The following is a 17,158-nucleotide window of genomic DNA, read 5'->3' as shown; positions in this document are numbered from 1 at the left end:
TCTCGCCGATCGAACAGGTCGCGGCGTGTCAACGTCCGTTTGATCGACGTGGCGCCTTATCGTCGGTTCGTCAAATTCGCGCATGTGCGCCCGCTGGCTGTCGGGTGATGGAGGTCGGGGTACCTATGGTGGATACGAGCACGCTCAACGGTCGGTACGGCGACGTGGTTTTCGCTCATGGGCGCAGTGACGAGCGTGATCGCCTGGACGCGCTCACCCGTTCACTCGATGAGATCTCGTTCGCGCGGCTCGACACGCTGCCCATTCGGCCGGACTCGCGGTGTTTGGATATCGGCGCGGGTACCGGAACGGTTGCCGCGTCTCTCGCCGACCGTGTCGCTTCGGGGCACGTCATTGCTCTCGATCGCAGTATTGCTCTTCTGGATCCGAATGCCCGCGAGAACCTCGAGGTGGTGGAGGCGGATATCACCACGGCGGAGTTCCCGCCCGGGAGTTTCGATGTGATCCATGCACGGTTGGTCCTCCAGCACCTCTCCGATCGGGAAGAGGTCATCGGTCGTGCGGTGTCGTGGTTGGCGCCGGGCGGCTGGATCCTGTTGAGCGAAGGCATCGACCCGTTCAGTGCCACCTCTCCGAACGACCTTTACAGCAGGCTGATGGCTGGTTTCGTTGACGCCCTCTATCGGACGATGGGCACGGATATGAACTGCGCACGCAGCTACCCGGCAGTACTCGCCGAGAACGGGATCGTGAACATTGGTATCGATGCGCACGTGCCGCCGGTCAGTGGCGGCAGCCCGACGGCAGAGTTCTTTCGTCTGAGCTGCGGTCAGCTGCGTGAGCCGATCGTTGCTGCGGGCCACCTCGACAACGACGAGTTCGACGCAGCCATGGCGCTGCTCGACGACCCGACCTTCGTTGATCTTGCGACGGGAATGATGTCGGTGTGGGGGCAGCGGGGCTGACCATCAGCGCATCCGGGTTGCGTCGGCACTGGGCAGCGCGAGACTGCCCACCACCGTCGCCGACGCTCCGGAAGACGAACTGCGGCAGTGGAGGGGCGGCGGTGCAGTCAGTCGCCGCCGCGCACGCCCTCGTAGTAGCCGCGGATGTGGTCGACGATGTGTCGTTCCGCGAGCGGGGCGTCGCCGGCGGTCACCGCCTCGACCAGTCCGCGGTGCTCGTGCCGCAGTCGGGTGCACGTCGTGGGCCAGGCGGCGATGTCCACACCGCCGACGACGTACGACTCGATCGACGCGCGGAGTCCGGCCATCATCGCGGCGATCACCTGATTGCCGGCGGCGTCGGCCATCGCCACGTGGAACTGGGCATCGAGGACGAGGAATTCGTCGGCGGTCAGCGTCGGCTCGTCCATCGAATCGAGCAGTTCGACCGCCGCGGTCAGATCCGCCGTTGCTTTCTGCGCGAGCGCGCGCATCACCTCCGACTCGAGCACGAGACGGGTCTGCACGACGTCGGAGACGGGAAATCCGTGCGCGGCCACCTGCATCCGCATCAGCATCGTCATGCCGCCCGTCGGACGGGCGACGATCATGGCGCCGGCCGTCGGGCCGGACCCGGTCTGCGCCTTGAGCAGACCGAGCGCCTCCATCACGCGCAGCGCCTCCCGGACGGACGACCGCCCGACGCCGAGATCGGCGGCGAGGGTGCGTTCGCCCGGGAGGCGCTGGCCGGGTAGGAGTTCTCCCGAGACCATCATCTCCTCGACCTTGCTGAGCACGTGCTCCCACGCACGCGGGTGCGGCGCGCTCGGCAGGTCGGGGGACGAGAACTCGGAGGACATGACAGGTCAGCCTAGGCGCAGTGCCCGGGTCGTCCGAGTGCCCGGTGTGCCGCCGATGATCATGGCAGCATCCAGTTGAGCACCGGCGTGGACTGCAGGTACACCAGAACACACAGGATGGCGAGCATGCCGAGGCTGTAGCCGATGACCTTGCGGAGCAGGATCGGCTCGCTGCCGGCCTGACCCACCGCGGTCGCCGCGATCGTCAGGTTCTGCGGGCTCACCAGCTTGCCGACCACTCCGCCGGACGTGTTGGCGGCCACCAGCAGTGTCGGATCGATGCCGGCGGTCTGTCCGGCGGTCTGCTGCAGCTTCGCGAACAGTGCGTTCGCCGACGTGTCGGATCCGGTGACTGCGGTGCCGAGCCAGCCGAGGATCGGGGAGAAGAACGCGAAGATCGATCCGGTCGCGGCGAGCCACGTACCGATCGCGACGGTCTGACCCGACTGGTTCATCACGTAGCTCAGGCCCAGGACCGTCGCGACGGTCGCGATCGGCAGGCGCATCTTCACCACGGTCACGCCGAACGTCGTGACCGAGTCGCGGGCGGTGAGGCTGAAGCGTCCGTCGTTCGTCCAGATCGCGTAGACGATCGTGACGATGATGCCGCAGATCAGCAGGAGAGTGCCGGGGTTCGACAGCCACGAGAAGTTGAAGATCGCGCTGGACGCGGGATCGCCGCTGCCGGTGAGCAGGTTGCCGTACAGGCCGGGCCACTCCACCTTCCGGTCGGTGCGCGCCAGCCAGGCGGGCACATCGAAGCCGAGGGTCCACAGCTTCGCGATGCCGAACACGACGACCACGAGCAGGTACGGGAACAGGGACAGGAACACGCGCGACGGGCCGAGGCGCTCGGCCTCGACGTGCGAGCGCTGATCCTCGGGGGTCTTCGGCGCCCAGAACTGCAGCATGATCACCGCGGCGGCGAGTCCGGCGAGCGCGGCGACGACGTCGGTGAGCTCGTACGAGAAGTGGCTCGAGCACCAGAACTGAGCCAGGGCGAACACGGCGCCGGTGACGAGCGCGATCGGCCAGGCCTGCTTCATGCCGCGGCGGCCGTCGACCAGGAACAGCAGCAGCAGCGGCACGAACAGCGCGAGGAGCGGGGTCTGGCGTCCGACCACGGCAGCGATCTCGGTGGCCGGGATGTCGGTGAGGTTGCCGGCGGTGGTGATCGGAATCGCCATGGCGCCGAAGGCAACCGGTGCGGTGTTGGCGACCAGCACGGTGACGGCGGCCCGGATCGGGGGCATGCCGAGCGCGATCAGCATCGCGCCGGTGATCGCGACGGGAGCGCCGAATCCGGCGAGCGCCTCGAGCATGCCGCCGAAGCAGAAGGCGATCAGCATGGCCTGCACGCGCATGTCGCCGCGGCCGATCGAGTTGAACACCCGGCGCAGATCCTCGAACCGGCCGCTGACGACGGTCAGTTCGTAGAACCAGATCGCGGTGACGACGATCCACATCACCGGGAACAGGCCGAAGGCGATGCCCTGTAGGGCGGACAGTCCGGTCAGCGACGCCGGCATGTCGAAGCCGATGATCGCGACCAGTGCCGCGACTGCGAGCGCGCCGAGCCCGGCGTACCAGGCCTTGAGTTTGAAACCGGCCAACAGCACGAAGAAGGTGGCCAGCGGGACGAGGCCGACCAGCGCCGAGGCGGTGAGGCTGCCGCCGACGGCGTCGGTCGCGGGGGTGAAGGTCACCGCGAGAAGCTCGGTTTCCACATGTAACTCCTGGTTCGCGCCGGGGTGACGGCGACTCGGGGACAGGCCGGATATGACCGCTGTGTGGTCAGACCACAGGGACCGTACACGATGACCCCGATCACATTCGAGGTCTGGACGAAACTTGGTGCAGAACTCCGTCTTGTGTGTGTCGGGCCGTTGACCATGCGTTACTGTGGTCTGACCACACCGTCGGACGATTCCGGAGATCCGCATGCGAATCGCGATTTTCGCCACGTGCATGGGGGACACGATGTTCCCGAATGCCCCCCGAGCGACCGCCCTCCTGCTGACTCGGCTGGGGCACGAAGTCGTGTTTCCGCCAGCACAGACATGTTGCGGGCAGATGCACGTCAATACGGGTTACCAGCCCGACGCGCTGCCGCTCGTGGAGAACTACGCCGACACGTTCGGCGACACCTCGATCGACGCGGTCGTCGCGCCCTCCGGCTCCTGCGTCGGCTCGGTGCGCCACCAGCACGAGATCGTGGCCTCCCGCTACGGGAGCGCGGGGCTGTGCGGGCGGGTCGACACCGTCAAGGCCAAGACCTACGAGCTGTCCGAGCTGCTGGTCGACGTCCTGGGCGTGACCGACGTCGGCGCGTACTACCCGCATCGGGTCACCTACCACCCGACCTGCCACTCGCTGCGCATGCTCGGTGTCGGCGACAAGCCGTTGCAGCTGCTGCGGGCCGTCCGCGAGATCGACCTCGTGGAGCTGCCCGAGGCCGACTCCTGCTGCGGGTTCGGTGGCACCTTCGCGATCAAGAACGCCGAGACGTCGACGGCGATGCTCGCCGACAAGATCCGCAACATCGGCGACACCGGTGCCGAATTCTGTTGCGCCAGCGACTCGTCCTGTCTGATGCACATCGGTGGCGGGATGTCCCGGTTGCAGATGGGTGCCCGGACGGTGCATCTGGCCGAGATCCTCGCCTCCGTCGAGTCCGATGTGGAGGTGTCCGCATGAGCGTCGTTGCGCTCGGACTGCCGGCGTTCCCGCCCCGCGCGCCCAAGGGTGTCGGGTTCCTGCGCGGCACCGAGAAGTTCCCGGCGGCCGCGCACCACGAGCTGGCCAACACGCAGCTGCGCAGCAACATCGGCAAGGCCACCCACACCATTCGCGCCAAGCGGCTGAACGTGACCGGCGAGCTGCCCGACTGGGAGGACCTGCGCGACGCCGGGTCCGCGATCAAGACCGACGTGATGAATCGGCTGCCCGAGCTGCTCGTGCAGCTCGAGGCGGCGGTCACCGCGCGCGGCGGGACCGTGCACTGGGCGGCCGACGCGAACGAGGCCAACGAGATCGTCACCCGTCTGGTCCGGGAGACCGGCTCCGACGAGGTCATCAAGGTCAAGTCGATGGCCACGCAGGAGATCGAGCTCAACGAGCACCTCGAGGCGAACGGCATCCACGCGTACGAGACCGACCTGGCCGAGCTGATCGTCCAGCTCGGCCACGACAAGCCGTCGCACATCCTCGTCCCGGCGATCCACCGCAACCGCGCGGAGATCCGGGAGATCTTCCTGCGCGAGATGGCCGACGTCGACCCCGCACTCGACGACGACCCCAGGCACCTCGCTGCCGCGGCGCGGAAGTTCCTGCGGCACAAGTTCATGACCGTGCCGGTCGCGATCTCGGGCGCCAACTTCGGTGTTGCCGAGACCGGCACGCTCGGTGTCGTCGAGTCCGAGGGCAACGGGCGCATGTGCCTCACGCTGCCGCAGACCCTGATCACCGTGATGGGCATCGAGAAGGTGGTCCCCACGTACCGGGACCTCGAGGTGTTCCTGCAGCTGCTGCCGCGGTCGTCGACCGGTGAGCGGATGAATCCGTACACCTCGATGTGGACCGGCGTCACGCCCGGTGACGGCCCGCAGGACTTCCACCTGGTGCTGCTCGACAACGGCCGCACCGCCGCCCTCGCCGACAGCATCGGCCGGCAGGCCCTCAACTGCATCCGCTGCTCGGCGTGTCTGAACGTGTGCCCGGTCTACGAGCGCACCGGCGGTCACGCCTACGGCTCCACCTATCCGGGCCCCATCGGCGCGGTCCTCACCCCGCAGCTCGCGGGCATGGACGGCAAGGACGACCCCAATTCGACGCTGCCGTTCGCGTCGAGCCTGTGCGGCGCGTGCTTCGACGCCTGCCCCGTCAAGATCGACATCCCGTCGCTGCTCGTGGAACTACGGCACCAGAAGGTGGAGCAGTCGCGGTTCGGTGCCGAGGCGGCCGCGATGAAGGCGGCGTCCGTGGTGATGTCGTCGGCCAAGCGATTCACGTTGGCGCAGAAGGCGGCCGGCCTGGGTCGGGTGATGGCGGGTAAGAAGGGCAAGATCTCGACGTTGCCGCCGCCGCTGAGCGGGTGGACTGCCGCCCGGGACATTCCTGCTCCGCCGAAGCAGACGTTCCGGCAGTGGTGGGATTCGGCCGAGGGCCGCGCCGCGATCGCGGATGCACGAAAGGACGGTCAGTGATGAGTTCGCGTGACGTGATCATGGGCCGGATCCGGGACGCGCTGACGCTCGCCCCACCGGTCCCGCAGGAGATTCCGCGCACCTACCGGACCGGACGCACGATGCCCGACGCCGAACGCGTCGAGCTGCTGGTGGACCGGCTGGTCGACTACAAGGCCGTGGTGCACCGCAGCTCGGTGGCCGAGCTGCCCGAGGTGCTCGCACGGGTGCTCGGTGATGTCGGAGCGCGCCGTGTCGGTGTGCCTGCCGGACTGGATGATTCGTGGCTGTCGCAGTTCGGCGGCGAGATCGTCGTCGACTCCGCGGACATTCCGGCACCGGAGCTGTCCGACCTGGACGGCGTCGTCACCGCGTCCGCAGTGTCGTGCGCCGAGACCGGCACCATCTTCCTCGACGCCCGCCCGGATCAGGGCCGTCGCGCACTGACCCTGGTGCCCGACCTGCACGTGTGCGTCGTGACCGTCGACAGCATCGAGGTGGGCGTACCCGAGGCCATGGCGCGCCTGGTGCCGGAGCGGCCCACCACCATGATCAGCGGGCCGTCGGCGACCTCGGACATCGAACTCGAACGCGTCGAGGGCGTCCACGGGCCCCGGAACCTGCACGTCGTCATCGTGGGCTGAGCAGTTCTCAGCGTTGTACGGCGGACCTGCGGATTCTCTCGCTCTCGGCAAACCGGTCCGCGAAAGCCCCACGGCAACTGGACGATTGTCTGTATAAAGGTGCCCGTGCGTGATTCGTATCGCGCACGGGCACCGCTTTCGCTGGGCTCCTGCAGTCACATGCTGCGGGAATGTGCTTGATCGAACGGAGATCTGTGTGGCCCGATCCGCAGTCTGTCGTATCGCCGCCCCGACCGCTCCGACACCCAGCGCAGGGCCACTCAACCAACGGTGCGACCTCGATGTCGGCGGTCGCGACACCAGCGAGCAAAGGAAACACATGACATCACGAGCGATGACGCGTGGCATCGCCGTCGGCGCGGCAACGACACTGACGGCTGGTGCATTCGCCCTCCTCGGCGCAGGTGTCGCCGGCGCAGCCCCCGGGTCGATCACCTGGGACGACGGAAGCTCCCGTTTCACCCGCACCGTCAGCAACACCGCCCCCGCGGTCGGCGACACGATCACCGTGACGACGAAGTTCGACCGGACCAGCTGGGTCGACGAGTTCATCTACAACGTCAAGGACCGGCACCCGTCCTGCCTGGCCTACGTCCCGGGCTCGGCCAAGATGATCGGCCAGAGCGAATACCCTGTCTCCAATCCCGAGGTCGTCGCCGACGAGGGCAACGGGACCGGCTACGTCCGCGCTTCCTGGGGCGTCACCGACTGGGTGGTCCAGAATCGCCCCGGTTTCTTCCGGAACCCCGTCTTCAGCGTCAGCTACAAGGTCGGCCAGAACTGCGCCCGTGATACCGCCCTGGCCACCGGCATGGACTACGGCGGATCGCTCGGCAGCGGGAACTACGGCACCAAGGGCCCGTCGATCACGATGGCCAAGACCGCCACCACGACCACCCTCGACCCCGTCGCCGGCGCCCGCGTCGGCGTGCCGAGCACGCTGACCGCCACCGTCACCGGCGGCGCGGCGGGTGACACCGTCGAATTCCGCGACGGCGCAACCGTAATCGGCCAGGCCACCATCGATGCCGGCGGAACCGCGACCCTCGCCTGGACCCCCACTCTCCGGGGCAGCCATGCACTCTCCGCGGGCTTCCTCGACACCGCGTTCTCCACCGCGTCCCAGTCGGGGACGATCACCGTGCAGGTCGCCGAGCAGAACATCACCTCGACGGTCGCGCTTGCGCCGGTGACCGGCGCCCAGGTCGGCCGCGCCTCCACCGTCACCGCCACGGTCAGCCCCACCGCGGCAGGTGGCACCGTCGAACTCCGCGACGGCACCACGACACTGGCGACCTTGCCGGTCGGCAACGACGGGAAGGTCACCTACCAGTGGGTGCCCACGGTGGCCGGCAGCCACACCCTCACCGCCACCTTCTCCGGCCGTGACGGCGTCACCGGATCGGGCACCACCGTGCAGGTCAACGTCGCCGAGGCACCCGTCTCCACCACCGACTCGACCACCACCCTCAACCCGCTCGGCAGCGTCGCCGTCGGCACGGCCACGACCCTGACGGCGAAGGTCAACCCCGCCAACGCCGGCGGTACCGTCACCTTCAAGGACGGCGGCACCGTCATCGGCACCGGCCAGGTCGGATCCGACGGGACTGCCACCACCGCGTGGACCCCGGCCACCGCCGGCCAGCGGACCGTCACCGCCGAGTACTCGGGCCAGGGCACCGTCAACGCCTCCTCCGATCAGGTGTCCGTGATCGTCGCGCCCGGCGGCGACCCCGGAGGCCCCGGAACCGGCGGAACCGGCAGCCTCGGCTCGCTCGGCGGCTTCGGATCCGGCAACTAGCAAGTAGCGCGCAGCCACCGACAACGACGGGGTCTGTTCCCGGCCGACAACGGCCCGGGAACAGACCCCGCTCGACCTGGTGCCGAGAATGTTCTGGCGGGAACCGGGAAGACCTGAGGCCTGTCGATTCCGCAGGGTCTGGTTTTGTACAAAACTCTGTCGTGCCCCGAGGTGTGCTGGCGGCTCGGACCGACGGCCCTCCGGATAGGCTGAGTTGTCCGGAGCATGTGATACTCCTAGGCCCTGGAATTGCCCGACGACACGGTGCAGGGACGCCGAGGGGGAACGGAATTTGCTGACGCTGCACCGCGCGGAGAGCGCTGGAACACTCGCGTCCGCGCTCGCCGATGTACTGGTCAGGCCCCTCTCGGATCCGTTCCAGCGCGAGGTGGTCGCGGTGCCCGCGAAGGGCGTCGAGCGGTGGCTCACACAGCGGCTGTCCCGCGTCCTCGGCGCGGTCGACGGCGACGGGATCGCCGCCAACATCGACTTCCCGTCCCCGACGCGATTGGTGGACGGGGCGCTGGCCGCGGCCACCGGCTACGACATCGACAGCGACCCCTGGCATCCCTCGCGCATGCTGTGGACGCTGCTGGCCGTCATCGACGACTGCGTGGACGAATCCTGGTGCTCGGTACTCGCGCGGCACCTCGGCCACGGCAGCGACGATCACCGTGCGGGGCGCCGCTACGGCACGGCCGCGCACCTGGCCGAGCTGTTCCGCTCCTACGGCGCGCAGCGTCCCGCGATGCTCGTCGACTGGGTTGCCGGCCGCGACACCGACGGCACCGGCGCCCTGGACGACGACCTGCTGTGGCAGCCGCAGTTGTGGCGCCGACTGCGCGAGCGCATCGGCAGCCCCAGCCCGGCCGAGCGACTCGACCACGCGTGCGCGCGGCTGCGCACCGAACCCGGGCTGCTGGACCTGCCCGAGCGTCTGTCCCTGTTCGGTCCCACCCGGCTCGGCACGGACCAGATCGCGGTGCTTTCCGCGATCGGCGCGAATCGCGATGTGCACCTGTGGACTCCGCATCCCAGTCTCGAGATGTGGGGTGGGATGGCCGACACCGATCCGCCGCGGCGCCGCGTGGACGACCACCGCGCGCTCGAGGTGGCGCATCCCCTGCTCGGCAGCCTCGCCCGTGACGTGCGTGAGCTGCAGTCCCGGCTCCGCGCCACCGACATGGTCGACGTCCACCACCCCGGACCGCCGCGGCCCCCGACGCTGCTCGGCCGGCTCCAGTCCGACATCGCGGCCGACCGCGTGCCGTCCGCGTGGACGCACGACGACACCGTCGAGATCCACGCCTGCCACGGGCCCGCCCGCCAGGTCGAGGCGCTGCGTGAGCGCCTGCTGCACCTGTTCCAGAACGACCCGACGCTCGAGCCCCGCGACGTGCTCGTCATGTGCCCCGACGTCGAGACCTACGCGCCGCTGGTGCGGGCCGCGTTCGGGCAGGGCGTGCAGGGGCAGCTCAGCCATCCCGGGCACCGGCTGCGGGTGCGGCTCGCGGACCGGGCGCTGCACCAGACCAACCTGGTCCTCGGTGTCGTCGCGACGCTGCTGGACCTCGCCGACTCCCGGGTCACCGTCAGCCAGGTCCTCGACCTCGCCGCGACCGCGCCGGTGCGCCGCCGGTTCATGTTCGACGACGACAACCTCGAGCGGATGCGCGAGTGGACCACCTCGGCGGGTGCCCGCTGGGGCATCGGCCGTCGTGAACGCGGAACCTTCGGGCTGGCCGACTTCGAGCAGAACACCCTCAGGGCGGCGCTCGACCGCATCCTGCTCGGTGCCGCGGCCGACGACATCGACGACGAATGGCTTTCGCTCGCACTGCCTCTCGACGACGTCGAGAGCAACGACATCGGCCTCACCGGACGGCTCGCCGAGTACGTCGACCGACTCGACGTCGCGCTGCGCGGGCTCACCGGCCCGCAGTCCGGGGAGCAGTGGTCGGCGGCGCTGGGCCGGGCGCTGGACCTGCTGGTCGACGTGCCGGAGGCGGACGCCTGGCAGCTGGGGCAGGCCCGGCGGGAGCTGGCCGCCGCCGTCGAGCACGGCGGTGACGCGCAGCTGCGGCTCGCCGACGTCCGCGCGATGCTGCGCTCCCGCCTCGCCGGCCGGCCCACCCGCGCCAACTTCCGCACCGGCGAGCTCACCGTCTGCACGATGGTGCCGATGCGGTCCGTGCCGCACCGCGTCGTGGTGCTGCTCGGGCTCGACGACGACGTGTTCCCGCGCGGCACCAACATCGACGGCGACGACGTGCTCGCCCGCGATCCGCTGCTCGGGGAGCGGGATCCGCGCAGCGAGGACCGGCAGCTGCTGCTCGACGCGATCATGTCCGCGACCGGGCGTCTGCTGCTGTTCTACACCGGTGCCGACCCGGTCAACGGCACCCCGCGCCCGCCGGCGGTGCCGCTGAGCGAGCTGCGGGACGTGCTCGAGGCGATGACGGGATCGGACGCCGTCACGCGACATCCCCTGCAGCCGTTCGATCCCCGCAACTTCGATCCGGATCGACCGCGGAGTTTCGACCGCGCCGCGCTCGCCGGTGCCCGGGCCGCGCAGCGGCCGCCGCTGCCGCTGCCGGACTTCCTGCCGGAGCCGTTGACGCCGCTCGAACCGGGCGATGTGAACCTCGCCGAGCTGATCTCGTTCCTGGAGAACCCGATCCAGGGCTTCCTGCGCCAGCGACTCGGATTCCGGGTGCCGGATCTCGACGAGGACGTCGCCGACGCCCTCGACCTCGAACTGGATCCGTTGGCGCGGTGGGGGATCGGTGAGCGCATGCTCGCCGCACGCCTGGCGGGCATCGACCCCGCGGCGTTCCGGGCCGCGGAGTGGCGGCGCGGCACCCTGCCGCCCGCGAAGCTCGGCGACACCGCGCTGTCGGAGATCGAGTGGACGGTCGATTCCCTGGCCCGGTCCGCCGGGCCGGTCCACACCGGGCGATCGGAGGCCGTCGACATCGACGTCGACCTCGGCGGACGTCGGCTCGTCGGCACCGTCGACGGGCTGCACGGCGACGTGCTCGCGCGCACCACGTTCTCCCGGTTGGCGCCCAAGCACCGGATCGGCGCGTGGGTGCGGCTGTTGGCGGTCGCGTCGACGGGACGGGCCGAGAGCCTCACCGCCGTGACCACCGGCCGCGGCAGCGGCCGCACCCCCGTCATGCGTTCGTCGCTCGCGGCGCCCGAGGACCCGGCGCAGATCCTGGCGCGGCTGGTGGCGATGCGCGACCGGGGCCTGGTCTCACCGCTGCCCGTGACGCTGGGCGCGTCGGCGGCCTACGCCGACCAGCGGTTCCGGGGTCGGTCGATCGAACTGGCGCTGGTCGCGGCCGAACGCGCGTGGGGTGGCGACTTCGGCGACGGCAAGGACCGTCACGTCCAGTTCGTGCACGGGTCCGGGGCGAGCCTGTCGGTGCTCACCGAACAGCCCGCGCCGCCCGGGGCGTACGAACCGACCTGCTTCGGCACCGAGGCCGCCGTGCTGTGGGGCCCGCTGCTCGCGGCCGAGACCCTGGGAGAGCCGTGACCGCTGGAATCGTCCCGACGGTGACGGACACCGCGTTCGACCTCTTCGCGCCGCTGCCCGCCGGCACCACCGTGCTCGAGGCCAGCGCCGGCACGGGCAAGACCTACGCCATCGTGGGGCTCGCCGCCCGGTTCGTCGCCGAGGAGGGCATCGACCTGTCGCAGCTGCTGCTGGTCACGTTCAGCCGCGCGGCCACGAAGGAACTGCGGGAGCGGACCCGGGAGCGGTTCGCCTCGGCCGCAGCCGGATTGGCGGATCCCAGTGTTGCTCGGGCCAGCAGCGATCCGCTGGTCGCGCACCTCGCGAGCGCCGACGACGCCGAGGTCGCGGCGCGTCGGCGACGGCTGCTGCAGGCGCTGTCGGACTTCGACGCCGGCACCATCGTCACCACCCACAGCTTCTGCCAGCGGATGCTCGACGGCCTCGGCATCGCCGGGGAGCGGGATCCGGACGCGGTGCTGGTGGAGGAGGCCGAGGACCTCGTCTCCGAGGTGATCGCCGACCTGTTCCTGCAGCGCTTCGCACGGTCCGACTCGCCGACGCTCCGGCCGTCGGAGGCCCGCGCCGCCGCCCGGGCCGCGATCTTCGACCCGCAGTCGACGCTGGCCCCCGAGGGCGCCGACGGTGGCCGCGCCGGGGACGCCGTCGCGTTCGCGTCCGCGGTCCGGAGCGAGGCGCAGCGCCGCAAGCGGCTGGCGGGCATCCGCGACTTCGACGACCTGCCCGCGCTGCTGCACGGGGTGCTCACCGATCCCGAACACGGGGCGGCGGCGTGCCGGCGGGTGCGCGACCGCTACCGCGTCGTGCTCGTCGACGAGTTCCAGGACACCGATCCGCAGCAGTGGGGGATTCTGAGGTCCGCGTTCCACGGGCACTCCACGCTGGTTCTCGTCGGTGATCCGAAGCAGGCCATCTACGCGTTCCGCGGCGCCGAGGTGCTCAGCTACCTCGACGCCGTCGGGGCCGCCGCCAGCCGCCAGGAACTGACCACCAACTGGCGCAGCGACGCGGAACTCGTTGCCGCGCTGGGGCATCTGCACGGTGGCGCGGCGCTCGGGCATCGTGACATCGTCGTGCACCCGGTCTCGGCGGCGAAGACGGGTTCCCGGCTGCACGGTGCTCCGCCGCTGCGTCTGCGGTATCTGTCGCGGGCCGGGGCCGGACGGCTCAACAACTCGGGCTACCCGGCGGTCGGCGCGCTGCGCACGCGCGTGGCCGCCGACGTGGCCGCCGACATCGTCCGGCTGCTCGACAGCGACGCCACCCTCGACCTGAACGGCGCGGCGCGTCCCGTCGAACCGGGGGACATCGCGATCCTCGCCGGCACCAACGCGCAGATCGCGCTGGTCCGCGAGGCCCTCGACCGGGCCGGGGTGCCGTCGGTGCTGGCCGGTGGCACCAGCGTGTTCGAGACGCCCGCCGCGCAGCATTGGCTGCAGGTTTTGCAGGCGCTCGAGCAGCCGCACCGACCCGATCGGGTGCGGCTCGCCGCGCTCACGCCGCTGCTCGGCTGGAGCGCCGAGGAGATCGACACGCGCAGTGACGAACTGGTCGCGCGCGTCGGCGGGCAGCTGCGGGAGCTGTCGGCGGTGTTCGCGCAGTCCGGGTTCGCGGCGCTGTTCGAGCGGCTGGCCGCCGACTCCGGTCTCGAGGCCCGGTTGCTGACGATCACGTCGGGGGAGCGCACCCTGACGGACCTGCGGCACATCGGGCAGCTGCTCGGCGCCGTCGCGGTCGACGAATCGCTCGGCCTGACCGCGCTCACCGGCTGGCTGGTCGACCGGATCAAGGACCCCAAGTCCGGTGGCGGCGACCGCAGCCGACGCCTGGACAGCGACGCCGCGGCCGTGCAGATCGCGACCGTCCACGCCAGCAAGGGGCTCGAGTATCCCATCGTGTACGTGCCGTTCGGGTGGAGCACCGGGCGGTTCGCCGACCCCAACCGGCTGCTGCTGCACGACGACGAGGGCCGGCGGATCCTCGACATCGGCGGCGAGGGCAGTCCCGGCTACGGGGAGCGCCGACGCCGCCGCGACGCCGAGGCGGCGGGCGAGGACCTGCGGCTGCTGTACGTCGCGCTCACCCGGGCCCAGTGCCAGCTGGTGCTGTGGTGGGCGCCGGCCTACTCGACCAACGAGGCACCGCTGCACCGGATGCTGTTCGGGCGCGAACCGGGCGTGGGCGACGTCCCACAGAAGGTGGGTGTGCCGGAGGATCCCGTTGTGGCGCAGCAGCTCACGAGCTGGGCGGAGGCCGCGCCGGTGACGATCGAGGTGGAGGCCGTCGGCGCCGACCCGGTCCCGGAGGTGTCGTGGACGCCGCCGCAGGAGGAGACCGGCGAGCTGGCGGCCGCGGTGTTCGATCGGGTGCTCGACGCCGGATGGCGGCGAACGTCGTACTCGGCGCTCACCGCGTCCGCGCACGAGCACCCGGGCGTAACCAGCGAGGCCGAGGAACCCGAGACCGACGACGAGCCGGCCGAGCCCGCGCTGATCGCCCCGGCGCCCGCGCCCGGGCTCGCGTCGACCATGAACGAGATGCCGTACGGCGCGGTGTTCGGCACCCTGGTCCACGAGATCCTCGAACACGTCGACACCGCCGCCGACGACCTCGAGGCCGAGCTGCTGCGGCACTGCCACGAGGCCGTCGCGGCCCGGATGTCGCAGGTGGATCCGGCGGCGCTGGCGGCCGCGCTGCTGCCGGTGCTGCGCACCCCGCTCGCCGGGGGCGGCACCCTCGCCGACGTCGCGCCCACCGACCGGCTGCCGGAGCTGGACTTCGAGCTGCCACTCGCCGGCGGCGACGATCCCGCGTCGATCGCCGTGACACTGCACCGAATCGCCCGGCTGCTGCGCACGCACCTGCCCGCCGACGACGTGCTGGCCCCGTACGCGGACCGGCTCGCGACACTCGAGCCCACCCCGCTGCGCGGCTACCTCACCGGCAGCATCGACGCGGTGCTGCGTCTCGCCGGCGTTTCCGGCCCCAGATTCGTGGTGGTGGACTACAAGACCAACCGCATCGCGCCCGGCGAGCTGACCACCGCCGACTTCACCCGCGACGCCATGGCGGGGGAGATGATGCGCTCGCACTATCCGCTGCAGGCGCTGCTGTATGCGGTTGCGCTGCACCGGTATCTGCGGTGGCGGCTGCCCGGCTACGACCCGGCGACGCATCTCGGGGGCGTGCAATACCTGTTCGTGCGCGGCATGGTCGGCCCCGACACCCCGGACGGTGCCGGGGTGTTCGACTGGGATCCACCGGCCGCGCTGGTGGTGGAGCTGTCGGATCTGTTGGCCGGCATCACCGATCGTGAGGGAGGCGCATGATCGAGGCGCGCGTCGCGCAGCGCGGCAAGGGTGTGCTGCGCGAGTTCAACGAGGCCGGGGTGCTCGAGGCCGCCGACGTGCATGTCGCGCTGCGGCTCGCGACGCTCGGCGGGGAGACCAGCGAGCCGGTGCACCTGGCGACCGCGCTCGCGGTGCGGGCCGTGCGATCGGGCTCGGTGTGCCTGGACCTCAGCCGGATTCGGGAGGTGACGGTCGACGAGGGTTTCGAGGTGGACCCGGCGGCGCTGCCGTGGCCCGACGACACCGTCGTGATGGACGGGCTGCGGTCGAGCCCGCTGGTGATCGGCGGGGACGCGGGTCCGCTGCGCCCGCTGCGGCTCGTGGAGTCCGACGAGGGCAGCCTGCTGTACCTGGACCGGTACTTCCGGCAGGAACAGACCGTGAGGCGCATCCTCGACGAGCGCGCCCACGGGCACCCCGCGGTGGACGAGAACCTGCTGCGCGCCGGGCTGGACGAGTTGTTCCGGGACCACCAGGATCCGTCCCGGCCGTCGGACGCCCCGGACCGGCAGCGGATCGCGGCCGCCGTCGCCGCCACGCACCGGACGTCGGTGATCGCCGGCGGGCCCGGCACCGGCAAGACACACACCGTCGCGCGGGTGCTGGCGCTGCTCGAACGCCAGCAGCCCGGCCTGCGGATCGGACTGGCCGCCCCCACCGGGAAGGCCGCGGCGCGGCTGCAGGAGTCGGTGCGCGAGCAGGCCGAGGTGGTGGGGCTGCGGGCCGACCTGTCGGCGATGACGCTGCACCGGATGCTCGGTTGGCGGCGGGGGACCAGCCGGTTCCGGCACAACGAGACCAACCACCTGCCCTACGACGTGATCGTGGTGGACGAGACGTCGATGGTGTCGCTGACGATGATGTGCCGACTGCTCGAGGCCGTGCGGCCCGAGGCGCGGCTGGTGTTGGTCGGCGACCCGGACCAGCTCACCTCCGTCGACGCCGGTGCCGTGCTCGCCGACCTGGTGGCCCGCCCGGTGACCGGGGTCGAGAACCCGGTGCTGGCGCGCGTGGTCGGCGCGGACCTGTCGGCGTCGGACGATCCCGCCGAGGCGGCGCTGAGTGTGTCCGAGCGGGACCGACTGCGCGGCGGCGTGATTCGGCTCAGCCGGGGACGGCGGTTCGGTGGCGCGATCGCGCAGCTGGCGGTCGCGGTGCGCGACGGCGACGAGGACCGGGTGCTCGAGATCCTGCGCAGCGGTGAGCCGGACGTGTCGTTCGTGGCGCCCGACGAGCTGTCCGCGCTGCGCTCCGACGTGGTGACGACGTCGGCGGCGGTGACGGACGCGGCCCAGGTCGGTGACGCGGTGGCGGCGCTGCGGGCGTCGGAGCAGCATCGGCTGCTGTGCGCGCACCGGGAGGGCCCGTTCGGCGCGTCGTGGTGGGCGCGCAACGCGATGGATTGGGTCGGGGAGTCGATCGGCGGCCGGCTCGACGCCGAACGCTGGTACGCCGGGCAGCCGCTGATGGTGACCGCGAACGACCACGAGACCCGGATCTACAACGGCGACACCGGAGTTGTCGTCACCGGCGAGGACGGCGAACTGGTGGCGGCGTTCGCGCGCGGCGAGGAACCGTACCTGCTGCACCTGAGCCATCTGGCGTCGGTGCAGACGGTCTACGCGATGACGATCCACCGCAGTCAGGGCAGCCAGTACGACACCGTCTCGGTGATCCTGCCGGGGGAGGAGTCGTCGCTGCTGACCCGAGAGTTGTTGTACACCGCCATCACCCGAGCCCGGACGCACGTGCGGATCGTGGGCACCGAGGACGCCGTCCGCGCCGGCGTGCAGCGTCGGGTCCTGCGGGCGAGCGGGCTGCGGCGCGGGTGAGGGGGCGCCCCTCGGGGTGCTGACCCGGCCCGGAACAG

Annotated in this window: 10 protein-coding genes; 8 read left to right on the top strand and 2 right to left on the bottom strand. The window is 70.8% G+C overall.

From position 1 onward, the window contains the following. Nucleotides 1-125: 125 nt before the first annotated feature. On the top strand, nucleotides 126-926 hold the full coding sequence (locus tag J2X34_RS14940; RefSeq protein WP_181818801.1) for a class I SAM-dependent methyltransferase: 801 nt from the start codon (nucleotides 126-128) through the stop codon (nucleotides 924-926). 107 nt (nucleotides 927-1,033) lie between these two features. On the opposite strand, the gene J2X34_RS14935 is transcribed toward J2X34_RS14940, so the two are convergent. Together J2X34_RS14935 and J2X34_RS14930 are read right to left on the bottom strand one after the other, a co-directional pair. After that, the gene (locus tag J2X34_RS14935; RefSeq protein WP_429518085.1) at nucleotides 1,034-1,765 is read right to left on the bottom strand and encodes a FadR/GntR family transcriptional regulator; all 732 of its coding nucleotides are present in this window, start codon (nucleotides 1,763-1,765) and stop codon (nucleotides 1,034-1,036) included. A gap of 59 nt (nucleotides 1,766-1,824) precedes the next feature. Next, nucleotides 1,825-3,492, bottom strand: coding sequence for an L-lactate permease (locus J2X34_RS14930; RefSeq protein ID WP_114722296.1), 1,668 nt, complete (start codon nucleotides 3,490-3,492; stop codon nucleotides 1,825-1,827). Nucleotides 3,493-3,706: 214 nt separating this feature from the next. Between J2X34_RS14930 and J2X34_RS14925 the strand changes: the two genes are divergently transcribed. From J2X34_RS14925 to recD, 7 genes are all read left to right on the top strand, one after another. Then, a complete protein-coding gene (locus tag J2X34_RS14925) occupies nucleotides 3,707-4,462 on the top strand; it encodes a (Fe-S)-binding protein (RefSeq protein WP_174909325.1) in 756 nt (251 codons plus the stop codon). Continuing rightward, entirely contained in the window at nucleotides 4,459-5,970 is a 1,512-nt protein-coding gene (locus tag J2X34_RS14920; RefSeq protein ID WP_429518082.1) for a LutB/LldF family L-lactate oxidation iron-sulfur protein, read from the top strand. Before J2X34_RS14925 ends, J2X34_RS14920 begins: the two co-directional genes overlap by 4 nt. After that, entirely contained in the window at nucleotides 5,970-6,593 is a 624-nt protein-coding gene (locus J2X34_RS14915) for a LutC/YkgG family protein (RefSeq protein ID WP_114722293.1), read from the top strand. The genes J2X34_RS14920 and J2X34_RS14915 overlap by 1 nt, the downstream gene beginning before the upstream one ends. 319 nt (nucleotides 6,594-6,912) lie before the next feature. Next, on the top strand, nucleotides 6,913-8,394 hold the full coding sequence (locus tag J2X34_RS14910) for an Ig-like domain repeat protein (protein WP_429518080.1): 1,482 nt from the start codon (nucleotides 6,913-6,915) through the stop codon (nucleotides 8,392-8,394). A gap of 292 nt (nucleotides 8,395-8,686) precedes the next feature. Continuing rightward, on the top strand, nucleotides 8,687-11,938 hold the full coding sequence (recC, locus tag J2X34_RS14905) for an exodeoxyribonuclease V subunit gamma (protein ID WP_429518078.1): 3,252 nt from the start codon (nucleotides 8,687-8,689) through the stop codon (nucleotides 11,936-11,938). Next, nucleotides 11,935-15,267 carry a UvrD-helicase domain-containing protein gene (locus J2X34_RS14900; RefSeq protein ID WP_429518076.1) on the top strand — a complete coding sequence of 1,111 codons (3,333 nt, stop codon included), beginning with the start codon at nucleotides 11,935-11,937 and terminating at the stop codon, nucleotides 15,265-15,267. Before recC ends, J2X34_RS14900 begins: the two co-directional genes overlap by 4 nt. After that, the gene (gene recD / locus J2X34_RS14895) at nucleotides 15,264-17,120 is read left to right on the top strand and encodes an exodeoxyribonuclease V subunit alpha (protein WP_429518074.1); all 1,857 of its coding nucleotides are present in this window, start codon (nucleotides 15,264-15,266) and stop codon (nucleotides 17,118-17,120) included. Before J2X34_RS14900 ends, recD begins: the two co-directional genes overlap by 4 nt. Nucleotides 17,121-17,158: the final 38 nt, after the last annotated feature.

Source organism: Rhodococcus sp. BE178 (assembly GCF_050433545.1).
GTDB lineage: Bacteria > Actinomycetota > Actinomycetes > Mycobacteriales > Mycobacteriaceae > Prescottella.
The sequence above is the reverse complement of the archived record's forward strand: the minus strand, read 5'-3'. Positions and strand labels throughout refer to the sequence as shown.